General features: G+C 53.9%; 7 protein-coding genes. 4 read left to right on the forward strand and 3 right to left on the reverse strand.

From position 1 onward, the window contains the following. Window positions 1-107 precede the first annotated feature (107 nt). The 3 genes from fumC to A3841_RS06250 form a co-directional block, all read right to left on the reverse strand. Entirely contained in the window at window positions 108-1,505 is a 1,398-nt protein-coding gene (gene fumC / locus A3841_RS06245; RefSeq protein WP_073851462.1) for a class II fumarate hydratase, read from the reverse strand. A gap of 607 nt (window positions 1,506-2,112) precedes the next feature. Beyond that, window positions 2,113-2,274, reverse strand: coding sequence for a hypothetical protein (locus tag A3841_RS20225; protein WP_170866149.1), 162 nt, complete (start codon window positions 2,272-2,274; stop codon window positions 2,113-2,115). Between the two features lie 135 nt (window positions 2,275-2,409). Continuing rightward, window positions 2,410-3,126 carry a hypothetical protein gene (locus tag A3841_RS06250; protein ID WP_073851463.1) on the reverse strand — a complete coding sequence of 239 codons (717 nt, stop codon included), beginning with the start codon at window positions 3,124-3,126 and terminating at the stop codon, window positions 2,410-2,412. A gap of 479 nt (window positions 3,127-3,605) precedes the next feature. Between A3841_RS06250 and A3841_RS06255 the strand changes: the two genes are divergently transcribed. The 4 genes from A3841_RS06255 to A3841_RS06270 all read left to right on the forward strand — a co-directional run bounded on the left by A3841_RS06255 (window position 3,606) and on the right by A3841_RS06270 (window position 11,913). Then, entirely contained in the window at window positions 3,606-6,524 is a 2,919-nt protein-coding gene (locus A3841_RS06255; protein ID WP_073851464.1) for a CHASE domain-containing protein, read from the forward strand. A gap of 84 nt (window positions 6,525-6,608) precedes the next feature. Continuing rightward, window positions 6,609-7,988: a DNA repair protein RadA gene (radA, locus tag A3841_RS06260; RefSeq protein ID WP_073851465.1), complete on the forward strand. Its 1,380-nt coding sequence runs from the start codon at window positions 6,609-6,611 to the stop codon at window positions 7,986-7,988. Between the two features lie 434 nt (window positions 7,989-8,422). Next, on the forward strand, window positions 8,423-9,841 hold the full coding sequence (locus A3841_RS06265) for a TlpA family protein disulfide reductase (RefSeq protein ID WP_083610234.1): 1,419 nt from the start codon (window positions 8,423-8,425) through the stop codon (window positions 9,839-9,841). A gap of 890 nt (window positions 9,842-10,731) precedes the next feature. Continuing rightward, a complete protein-coding gene (locus A3841_RS06270; protein WP_073851466.1) occupies window positions 10,732-11,913 on the forward strand; it encodes a baeRF3 domain-containing protein in 1,182 nt (393 codons plus the stop codon). Window positions 11,914-12,007 lie beyond the last annotated feature (94 nt).

Consider the following 12,007-nt stretch of genomic DNA (forward strand, 5'->3'; position numbering starts at 1 on the left):
TAAATGTACTAAATAACCTTAAATTCTTAGATTGATTAACTATAATCAAAACAAAAAAAGCAGCCCCAATCGGAGCTGCTTTTCCTTTATCTGTTAAACTATAGTTCTTACTTCTTCAAGCTGCCGATCATGTCTTCCGGCTTCACCCACTCGTCGTATTGCTCGCTTGTCAACAAATCAAGGGCGATAGCTGCCTGGCGAAGAGTTGTACCTTCTTTGTGGGCTTTCTTCGCGATCTTGGCGGCGTTGTCGTAACCGATGTGCGGGTTAAGGGCTGTTACCAGCATCAGCGAGTTCTCTAAGTTCTCTTTGATCTTCGGATAATTTGGCTCTATACCTACCGCGCAATGCTTATCGAACGAGTCGCAGGCATCACCGATCAGCTGGGCGCTCATCAGCAGGTTAAAAATCATTACCGGTTTAAACACGTTCAGCTCGAAATGGCCGTTCATGCCACCAACCGAAATAGCCACATCGTTACCAATTACCTGCGCGCAAACCATTGTCATAGCTTCCGCCTGTGTTGGGTTTACTTTACCTGGCATGATAGAAGAACCCGGCTCATTTTCCGGGATTAGAATTTCAGCGATACCGGAACGCGGGCCAGAAGCCAGTAAACGGATATCGTTCGCAATCTTCATCAGCGATACAGCCAGTTGCTTCAGTGCGCCAGATGTCTCAACGATAGCATCGTGTGCTGCAAGGGCTTCGAATTTGTTTGGAGCTGTGATAAACGTGTGGCCGGCAAACTGAGAGATCTTCTCGGCGACCAGTACATCGTAGCCAGCCGGTGTGTTAAGGCCTGTACCTACTGCAGAACCGCCAAGGGCCAGCGTGCTCAGGTGCTCCAGTGTGTTGCGAAGCGCTTTCATGCCATAGTCCAGCTGGGCTACGTAACCTGAAAGCTCCTGACCCAGTGTAAGCGGCGTAGCATCCATCAGGTGCGTACGTCCGATCTTCACCACATCCATGAACTCTTCAGACTTGCTGTTCAGCGTGTCGCGTAGTTTTTTAACCAACGGCAGTGTGTGCTCTACCACTTTCTTGTAAGCGGCAATGTGCATGGCTGTCGGGAATGTGTCGTTAGAAGACTGCGATTTGTTTACGTCGTCGTTCGGGTGGATCTTCTTTTTTTCGTCCATCAGGTTGCCGCCCAGCAATACGTGTGCGCGGTTAGCCACCACTTCGTTCACGTTCATGTTAGATTGCGTGCCCGAACCCGTCTGCCAAACTACCAGCGGAAACTCGTCAGCCAGTTTACCTTCCAGAATTTCATCGCAAACTTTACCGATTATCTCAGCTTTGTCCTGCGCCAGTACACCCAGCTCGGCATTAGCAAGAGCGGCCGACTTTTTAAGTATAGCAAAAGCTTCGATCACTTCCTTCGGCATTAACTGGCCACCGATGGTGAAGTTTTCTTTTGAGCGCTGCGTCTGGGCGCCCCAGTATTTGTCTGCAGGCACCTCTATAGGGCCCATCGTGTCTTTCTCTACGCGAACTTGCATATCGTTTATACTTAGGTTAAAAGGATTATCTGTACGTGGCAAAACTATAAAATATTCCGCAAACAGGCTTTTAGAGCAAGAGAGTTTTGTGAAGAGACTGAAAAGTCATGTTCCGGGCGGATTTTCCCGTTTCTGCGGCACCGGGTCTAACCACCCCTGCTCCTTCCCTGAAACAAGTCCAGGATCCGAGACTTGTCCACGGAGGGGAGTCTGTAATTACTGCTACTGAAGTATAAGTTTCATTTCTACAGTTATCGCGCGGACAGGTCGTGACCTGTCCCTACAAAGTACGAGCTCACTCCTGGCCTTATCACCCCTCCCCAACCCTCCCCCTCCTTGTCTAAGGAGGGAAGTTTTGTTCAAGTTATATAACAGCGGCTATCGAATCTGATCCCAGTCCTTGGGTTGAGCGCCTTGTGAGATCCGGTGCCCGTCAAGGGCAGCCGTAGCGCAGCGGAGGCAGGAGGGAACACAGCGCGATGCCAAAGGACGAGCCCTCTCGGGCTTGAGAGCACCAAAGCCAGAGATGAAACAGTGGGTTTGTGGGAACTACAGGATCAGCGGCGGTTAGCAAGTATAGCTTGTTTCAAGTTAAAGGAAGCTGCGGTTAAGAAAGTATAAGCTGAAGTATAAAGTATAAGGCACAAGCGGACGCCCCGAAATGCTCCGGGACTTTCAGCTTGCGCCAGAGAAGTCTGAAGTATAGCCCAAGTATAAAGTATGGCTCTGTGAGCCAGTTGAGTTGCAAACCCAACGAATAAAGGGACACGGGCTGCAAGCCCGCGCCAGCGGAAGTATAAACTGGTATGTATGCAAGTATAAAAGTATGGCTTACGCGCTCAGAAGACCCGGAACAGTACGATACCAGAAAGGCAGGATATTAAAGTATAAAGTATAGCTCCCCTTACCGGATCACCCGAAGCCCTGATTTTTCGGCCAGCAGCGCGATCATCTCCAGTTGTGCCGGCTTCAGGTAGGTTGTGTTAAAGTTGGTCTGGTCGGTAAAAGTTACCAGGTACTCCCCCTCAACGCCCAGGTAATGTATGCTTTCAATCTCCTGCATGGTATAGGTCCGTTTCTCCAGCAGCATGTTCGTTATCTCGATACTGTCCTCGTCTATGGCTACGTGCCAGCGCATGGCAACCCAGGCAATCACTATAGATACCAGCAGCATTACCGCCAGCAGCAGGTTGTAGATGCGGTTGGAGTTCCTGCCTTCCAGGCGGACCATGTACTTTCTGTACAGCTCCTGCTCCTGGCCCAGCAGCGTGTCCTGCACCAGGCGCAGTGGAAAAACGGCCAGCGTGAGGCCCATCAGCAGGCCGGGCGCAAAAAGGGCCCTGAAGTTAGGCGTAAGCACATGCAGGTGCTCTTTGGAGGCATGGATGATGCTGGCAATGATGGCCAGCAGGCCAGCGCTTAAAACCGACAGCACACAGGCGAAAAAGAAGTAGGCGACCGTGAGTTTCAGTTCCTTCTTCTGCATGTATTTCACCTCCGCGACCGTCATGGCGTCCTCGTGCTCCACCGGGGAAAGGCGGCGCAGCGCGTATCGTACCACCGGCAGCAGCACGGCTACGGCAAACAGGGCAATCAGCAGGCTTTTTAGTGTCTCGAGCATAGGGGGCAATTAAAAACCCAAAGGTAACATCCTATCCGCAAATTCCGATACATATTGTCCCCGCACCCATGCCTGCCGCCCCACCCTCTTTGCACGCCCCGTAAAACGTCACATTCTAACCCCATGGCAAAAGAAAGGCCGCACAGCGCTCGCTTCTAAAGTATGAAGGCAGCCTGCAAGCAGCGGCGGCAAACATCAGGGCAGGCCCACTGTTGTCTTCGGCAGGCTGTGCAGGACCCGGTTTATACCTGCTTTATACATTGTACATATTAAAATAGTAACAAAAGTATGAGGCATGGGTGCTGATGGGGTTATTCTTGTTCTTTGCACCTTCTGCCCGCGTTTTGCCGGGTGTTATTGAACTTTTTGTGTTGGCAGATGGCTTAGTTTTTTATACATTTGAAGAAGAACATACGTTACCGGATCCGTACAAATGGCGATGGCCTTGACAGCCGCCTCCCGGTGTTAACTCAGAATATATGAAACTTGCCAGGCTGGCTTCTTTTGTAAGAGACTACTTTATAGCGATTTTCTCCTTTCTGCTCATCTTTCTGCTCACTCTTTTTACCTACACAGAAACCAAGAAGAAGTCAGACGAGCGAAGCGCTAAACTGTTCTCTATGCGCACCGCGCAGGTGACAGAGGCCATTGACAAGCGCATGCGCGACTACATCCAGATACTGCTTGGGGGCAAGGCCATGTTTGTTTCCTCCGACACCGTGACCCGCCAGGACTGGAAAAGCTACTACGAAACCCTGAAGCTGGAAGAGAGCTACCCGGGCCTGCAGGGCTTTGGCTATACCCATGTGGTAAGGCCAGAGGAGATGGAGCAGCACGTGAGCCAGATACGCCGCGAGGGGTTTGCGAACTACAGCATCACGCCCGAGGGCAAACGCGATCTGTACACCTCCATTGTTTTCCTGGAGCCTTTTACCGGCCGCAACCTGCGCGCCTTCGGCTATGATATGTACAGCGAGCCCGTGCGCCAGTCGGCCATGCGTATTGCCCGCGACACCAGGCACCCAACGCTGTCGGGGAAGGTGCGGCTGGTGCAGGAAACAGGCCAGGACGAGCAGGCCGGCTTCCTGATCTACCTGCCTGTGTACCAGAACAACGCGGAGCCGGAGTCCATTAAGGAGCGCCAGCAGCTTATCAAAGGCTTCGTGTACAGCCCCTTCCGGGCCAAAGACCTGATGAACTCGGTGCTCACCCACAGCTTTGACGACATCGACGTGGAGCTATACGATGGCAGCGAGCCCTCTAAGGAGAACCTGCTCTTTGCCACAGGGCCCCAATTATACTTTGGCAGCGACGGCCGCGAGCACAGCAACCTGAGCACCATCACCATTGGCAACCATACCTGGCGCCTGTATGTCTCGGCAAAAGATAACTTTGGCCGCACCGCCGAGTCGGACCTGCCCTACTTTATACTTTTGGGCGGCAGCATCATCAGCCTGCTCATGTTCTTCATCATCTGGTCGCTCTCCAACACGCGGCGCTCCAACAGCCTGAAGCAAACCATTACCGATAACGCGACTGCTGCCCTGTTTATACTTGACTCGAAGGGCTACTGCACGTTTATGAACCCGGCCGCCGAGGAAATGACCGGCTACACCCTGGAGGACATGCGCAAGAGGACGCTGCACGAGATCATGCACTACAAGCACCCGGACGGCTCGCCTTTTCGGGCGGAAGACTGCCCGATGCACGGCGCCCTGGTCAACGTAACCCCATTGCGGGGCTATGAGGATATGTTTATCCGCAAGGATGGTACTTTCTTCAACGTGTCGTGCTCTGTACAGCCAATGGGGGAGAGCGGCAGCGGGAGCTTTGCCATTATAGAGGTGCGCGACATTACCGACGAGAAGCAGGCGCAGCAGGCCATTATCGAGAGCGAGGCCCGCTTCCGCACCATGGCCGACAATGCCCCGGTAATGATCAAGATCATGGACGATGCCACCAACTTCATGTACGTGAACAAGCAGTGGCTCGACTTTACGGGCTACAGCTTCGAGGACACGATCAACATGAGCTGGAAAGAGGTGGTGCACCCGGATGACGTGGATAGGAAGGAGGCTATAACCCTGCAGGCGATAAAAGACCACAGCCCGTTCCGGCTGGAGTTCAGGATGCGCCGCTTTGATGGCGAGTACCGCTGGGTAGTAGCTACCAACACGCCGCGCTTCGGGGCCAATGACGAGTTCCAGGGCTACATCGGCTCCTTGATTGATATTACCGAGATAAAGGAGGCGGAGCGCAAGGTAAAGCAGAACGCGGAGCTGCTGCAGAAGCTGTTCCTGGAGGTGCCGGCGGTGGTAGGCCTGGTGCGGGCCCAGGATTTCCAGTATGTGCTGGCCAACCCGGAGTACCGCAAACTGTACGGCAACCGCCCGCTGGTGGGCAAAACCATTTACGAGGCTCACTCCGAGGAGGAGGGACAGGGCTTCTTCAACCGTCTGGAGCAGGTCTTCGAGACGGGCATACCGTTCGTGGGCAACGAGGTGTCTACCGCCATCGACCGCAGGAACAACGGCGAGCTGGTGTATGGCTACTTCAACCTGGTATACCAGCCGCTGGTGGACGAGCACGGCAAGATAGAGGCCGTGCTGCTGTTCGCCGTGGAGGTGACGGAGCTAGTGAATGCCCGTAAGGCGCTCCTGCTCACCAACGACGAGCTGAGCGGCAAGAACAACGAGCTGCTGCGCATCAACAACGACCTCGACAGCTTCGTGTACACCGCCTCCCACGACCTGAAGTCGCCGATTGCCAACATGGAGGGCCTTGTTACGCTGCTGCGCGACATCCTGCAGGGCAAGCTCAACGGTGAGGACATGCAGGTGCTGGACATGGTGCAGAACTCCATCAACAAGCTCAAGGGCACCATCGCCGATCTGGCCGAGATCACCAAGGTGCAGAAGGAGCTGCAGTCTGCCATGGAGCCGCTCAAATTTGAGCATATGCTGCACGACATCACCTCCGACCTCGGGGCAGTGATGGAGGAGCACGGAGCCGTGCTGCACACGGACCTGCAGGTGAAGAACATCCTTTACGCCCGCAAGAACCTGCGCAGCATCATCTACAACCTGGTCAGCAACGCCATCAAGTATAAATCTCCGGACCGCAAACCGGAGATCAACCTCAGAACGTATAAGCAGGGCGAGTACGTGGTGCTGGAGGTGCAGGACAACGGCCTGGGCATTAAGAAGGAGCAGCAGCACAAGCTGTTTACCATGTTCAAGCGCCTGCACACGCACGTGGAGGGCACCGGCATCGGCCTCTACATCGTGAAGCGCATCATAGAGAACAACGGCGGCAAGATAGAGGTGGAAAGCGAGCACAGCAAGGGCACTACCTTTAGAGTATACTTCAAACAAGTACCCGTAGCGCAGGAAGTATAATTTGGAGATATGGAGATGACTTCATGCTTTCAGCGTATCCTATAACCCGCCCATTCACTCAATCACTCATTCAAAATTAATCAAGTGGCTAAGATAAAGACATCCTACTTCTGTCAGAACTGCGGCGCCCAATCGGCTAAGTGGATCGGCAAGTGCCCGGCCTGCGGCGAGTGGAACACCTACGTGGAGGAAGTGGTGCAGCGCGAGGAGGTAACGCCCACCACCGCCTGGAAAGTGGGCAGCAGTTCGGCGCAGGTAGCCAACAAGCCCAAGCCCATTGCCGACATCAGCTATCAGGAGCAGCAGCGCGTCGTAACGCAGGACCAGGAGTTGAACCGGGTGCTGGGCGGCGGCATTGTGCCCGGCTCCATGGTATTGATCGGCGGCGAGCCGGGCATCGGCAAGAGCACGCTGATGCTGCAGATCGCCCTGAGCCTGCAGGGGCTGAAGGTGCTGTACGTGAGCGGCGAGGAGAGCGAGCAGCAGATAAAGATGCGCGCCGAGCGCCTCATGGCCCAAACCTCCGACTGCTTTATACTGACCGAGACCGGCACCCAGAACATCTTTAAGCAAATAGAGCTGGTGCGGCCGCAGGTGCTCATCATCGACTCCATCCAGACCCTCCACTCCTCTTTTATAGAGGCGGGCGCGGGCAGCGTGAGTCAGGTGCGCGAGTGCACTGCTGAGCTGCTCAAGTTTGCCAAAGAGAGCGGCACGCCGGTCTTCCTGATCGGCCACATCACTAAAGAGGGTAACTTGGCCGGGCCTAAGATTCTGGAGCACATGGTAGACACGGTACTGCAGTTTGAGGGCGATCGCCACATGACTTACCGCATCCTGCGCACCACCAAAAACCGCTTCGGCTCCACCTCAGAGCTGGGTATTTACGAGATGATGGGCTCGGGCCTGCGTGAGGTGAGCAACCCGTCGGAGATCCTGATCTCGCAGCGCGAGGATGCCTTTAGCGGCATCAGTATAGGCGCCACGCTGGAGGGCAACCGCCCGCTGCTGATAGAGGTGCAGAGCCTGGTGAGCCCGGCCACCTATGGCACGCCGCAACGCACCAGCACCGGCTTCGATGCCAAGCGCCTGAACATGCTGCTGGCCGTGCTGGAGAAACGCGGCGGCTACCGCCTCGGTGCCCAGGACGTGTTCCTGAACATTGCCGGCGGCCTGAAAGTAGAGGACCCTGCGCTGGACCTGGCCGTGTGCGCCTCCATCCTCTCCTCTTTCGAGGACATGCCGATCTCCAACACCGCATGCTTTGCCGCTGAGGTGGGCCTGGGCGGTGAGGTGCGCGCCGTGAACCGCGTGGAGAACCGCATCACGGAGGCCGAGAAACTGGGCTTTACTGATATCTACATCTCCAAGTACAACAAGAAAGGTGTGGATCTGAGCAAGTTCTCCATCAACGTGCATGCCTATGGGCGGTTGGAGGAGGTGTTCGCGAGTCTTTTCGGCTAGGCGCCCTGTAAAGTATAAAATTGGCTATTTCTTAGCCGCAAGTACAAAAAACGCAGGCATAACAGCCTGCGTTTTTTGTACTGTTTTTGGTCAATATTTTTCCTTCTGATAAGACTGAAGCTTGATTGAGTGCAAGTATATTGAAACAGAAGTGTTAACCCTGTTTATACTTTGCTTTGCCTTTATCGGTGAATGGAGTTGGTGTAGGCCTGCTTTAGAAGTATAAACTAGCAATTAATAGTGCTGCTGGTCTAGCTTACATAAAGGCTTTTGCTCGTTAATTCCTGTAAAACTATAAATTTAACACTGCTCCGGAATTTTGTTATTGGTTTATGTTGTTCAAAGTTATATTATTACTGCTGCGGGTGCTGTGTGCAGGGTGATAATAGTATAATGGTAAGATTCCTTTAGCCAATGAACAACAATACCTCCTGATGAAACAGATTTACATGTTGCTCCCAGCCTTTCTCCTGCTGGCCGCCAATCAACTCTTCGCCCAGAACACGGCCGTCATCACCGGCAAAATTTCCAACCCCCTCTCCGATCAGGTGGAGCTCATCATCTATCCCAATCCGCTGTTGCCGGAGGAGGTGAAAACGGAGGTAAAGCTTGATAGGAATACCTTTCGGATGGAAGTGCCGGTGCAGAAAGCCCTGGTAGCCGAGCTGGTGCACGGCGATGAGGTGGCGCAAGTATACCTGGAGCCTGGCTATGAGCTGCAGCTGAGCACCAATGGCAAAAGTTTCCTGAAGTCGCTGACCTATAAAGGCAAGGGCGCTAACGAGAACAACTACCTGGCTAAGTATACCTATCGTTTCGAGGAAGAGGAGGAGTACCAGGTGCTGCCGGATAACATCAAGCTACAGGAAAAAGAGTTTACGCAGTTTCTGGATTACCGCCGCGAGGACCAGCAGAGCAGCTTTGAGAAGTATACCGGTAAAAGGGACGTCTCGGACGAGTTCAGGGGATTTCTGCTGGCCGAGATCGACTTTAGCTATGCCCTGGATAAGCTGGGCTACCACCCGCTGCGCCAGCAGATCATGCAGGTAGCGCTCACCAGGCCATCGGCGGCTTTTTACGAATACCTCCACGACCTGGACCTGCAGAGCCCCGCTAACCTGCTAAGCCCGTCTTTCCTGAACTTCCTGCGCTCTTACACGGCCTACTTTGCAAAAGAGGTAGGCTACACGGAGAAGGATCCGCTGTACTACAAGGCGCGCTACGATGTGGCCGGGCAGAAGCTGCAGGGGCCGGTAAAGCTGCTGGCGCAGGCGCAGGTGCTCAGGCAGTCGGTGCAGCAGGGCCATCTGAAGTATACCGAGCTGATGTTGCAGGACTTCAAAGCCAGGAACCAGGAGGAAGCCGTGAGCGCCTACCTCACCCGCCTGCACAGTGAGAACAGCACCCTGGTAACCGGCGGGCAAGCCCCCGACTTTGAGCTGAAAGACATCAACGGAGACACCATTTCGCTGAGCGATTTTAAAGGAAGTTTGGTGTATCTGAACTTTTGGCGTAGCGATTGTGGTTTGTGCCACGTGGAACTGCCGCACCTGCAGCGCCTTACAAGTAAAATGGGCAACCATAAGATCGTGTTCCTGAACGTGGCCATAGGCGACAACGAGGAGCAGTGGCGGCAGTTGGTAGTGAAAAAGGAGCTGCAGGGCGAGCATGTGCTGGCAAAAGGCGCAGAGGCAGAAGTGGCAAAGCGTTATGGCCTGAAAGATGTGCCTGCCTATTTCCTCCTGGATGAGGAAGGCCGGTTTATCGCTCTCAAAGCGCGCCGCCCCAGCGACCACGAGGCCGCCAACGACATTCTCCAGCACCTGGAGGTGCGGCAGGCCTCTCTTAAATAGACATTTCGTTCACAGTTTATACCCAAGCCCGGCTTCCTGACAGGAGCCGGGCTTTCTTTGTATGTGGTTGTAGTACCGGATCCAACCACTCCCGGTTTAACCCCACCCCAGCCCTCCCCTAAAAACAGGGCAGGGAGTTCGGTTCATGTTGTATAAGCGGCAGCTATCGAAGTAATACCCAGTCCTTGGGTTGAGCGCCTATGCGAGTTTTTCCGGTGCCGAACGCCAGTGAGGCATTGCGACGCAGGAGCAAAGGAAAAGCTCCCAGCGCGATGCCCAAGGACGAGCCCTCTCGGGCTTGAGAGCACCAAAGTATGAGATGCAACAGTAGGTAAGTATAGTCTGGAGGATCAGCAGCAGCTAGAAAGGATAGCTTGTGTCGAGTTGTAGGAAGCAGCGGATAAGAGAGGCACAAGCGGACGCTTGCGCCAGCGGAAGTATGGGATAAGAACCGCCAAAGTATAGCCTAAGTATAGAGTATTGGCTTTTCAAGCCAGTCGGGTCGCAAGCCCGACGCCATGGCAGGATACAAGTCTGAAGACTTGCACCATAGAAAAGGGCAAGTATAAAAGTATAGCTGAAGTATAAACTACATCCCTTCATCCCGTAAGTCCCGATAACCTAAAGTATAGCCAAAGTATAAAGTAAGGCTCTCCAAGCCAATCGAGTTGCAGACGCAACATCACAGTAAGGACACGAGCTTGAAGATTTGCGCCAGAGGGGTATAAAAGTATACAACCTTCTTCAACCGCTGCGCCAGCAAAGGCAGCCCCTCAAAATAACCGTTGAATGTTTTGCTGCGTACTTAAACCCTACACCTCCGTATGGTTCGGGGTGCTATGAAAGCAAATGTGAAGCAATAAATACCCTACTTTTTAACCCCAAAAAATATGGCATTAATCAATAAGAGCGACATTGAGAAGCTGCTGAATGTGCAGAACAACGCAAAGAACGCTTTGTGTATCTCTCTCTACATCCCCACGCATCGTGCAGGGCACGAAACCCTCAATGGTCAGGACCATATCTTGTTCAAGAACAAACTTAGGGAGGCACGCACCCTGCTGCAAAGGCACGATGTGCCCGAGGCAGAGATGGACCAGTACCTGAAGCCGGCCGAAGACCTCCTGAACGACACCGGTTTCTGGCGCCACCAGGCAGAGGGCCTGGCCGTGTTCCTTACCAAAGGCTTCTCGGCCCACTATACCCTGCCCTTCACCATGCCGGAGGTGGTGTACGTGCTCGACCAGTTCTACCTGACACCCATGTTGCCGATCCTGAGCCAGAACGGCCGCTTTTTCATACTTAGCTTATACCGCGAGAAAGTGGCGTTCTTTGAGGCGACCATTGAGCGAATCAGACCAATAGACATCAGCTCGTTTGTGCCGGAGACGATGAACAAGGCCCTGAGGTTCGACGTGAAAGGCAACGATCAGGACTTTACCAACTCCACCACCACCGTGAACGGCTCCAACATTGTGCACGGCCCGGGTAGCACAAAAGGCGACGAGGAGCACGAACGTGTGCGTGAGTTTGTGATAGAGATAGACAACAGCATACAAAAGATACTGCACGATGCGCATGAGCCCCTCGTGCTAGCCGGGGTAGACCATTACTGCAGCCTTTACAGGCAGCACAGCAAGTATAAGCACATCGTGCCCCAGAACATCAATATAAACGAGGGCGCTGATAACATGAACGCGCTGCACGAGAAGGCACTGGCTATCATGAAGCCGATGATGCAGCAGGGCCACAACGACTCCCTGACCCGCTACCAGAACGTGGCCGGGACAGGCGCCACCTCCGAGGATGTGGCCACGGTGGCGGCAGAGGCCGTGCATGGCCGCGTGGACACGCTGTTCATTACGCCTAGCCAGCCCGTTTGGGGCAGGTATGACGCTAAGAGCGCCACGGCCGAGGTGCACAACGAGTACAAGCGCGGCGATGATGATTTGATCAACCTGGCAGCCATCAAAACCTTGGCGCAGGGCGGCAAAGTGTTCGTGGGCAGCTATAATGGATTATCAGAGTCTGCTGATGGAAGTGCCCGTGTGAAGGCGCTTTTCAGGTACTAGAATTCCTCTCTTTTGGCTGTTAGCGGCAGAAAGTATAAATTAGCGGGGCAGCCAGAGCGGCTGCCCCTTTTTTGGCGGATAGCCGTGATTCTGG

This window comes from Pontibacter flavimaris (genome assembly GCF_001907195.1).
GTDB lineage: Bacteria > Bacteroidota > Bacteroidia > Cytophagales > Hymenobacteraceae > Pontibacter > Pontibacter flavimaris.

What these genes read in the sequence shown, in the direction of transcription:
- A3841_RS06265 (WP_083610234.1), top strand. Translation starts at nt 8,423, where the DNA reads ATGAAACAGATTTACATGTTGCTCCCAGCCTTTCTCCTGCTGGCCGCC.
- A3841_RS06250 (WP_073851463.1), bottom strand. Translation starts at nt 3,126, where the DNA reads ATGCTCGAGACACTAAAAAGCCTGCTGATTGCCCTGTTTGCCGTAGCC.
- A3841_RS06270 (WP_073851466.1), top strand. Translation starts at nt 10,732, where the DNA reads ATGGCATTAATCAATAAGAGCGACATTGAGAAGCTGCTGAATGTGCAG.
- A3841_RS06255 (WP_073851464.1), top strand. Translation starts at nt 3,606, where the DNA reads ATGAAACTTGCCAGGCTGGCTTCTTTTGTAAGAGACTACTTTATAGCG.
- fumC (WP_073851462.1), bottom strand. Translation starts at nt 1,505, where the DNA reads ATGCAAGTTCGCGTAGAGAAAGACACGATGGGCCCTATAGAGGTGCCT.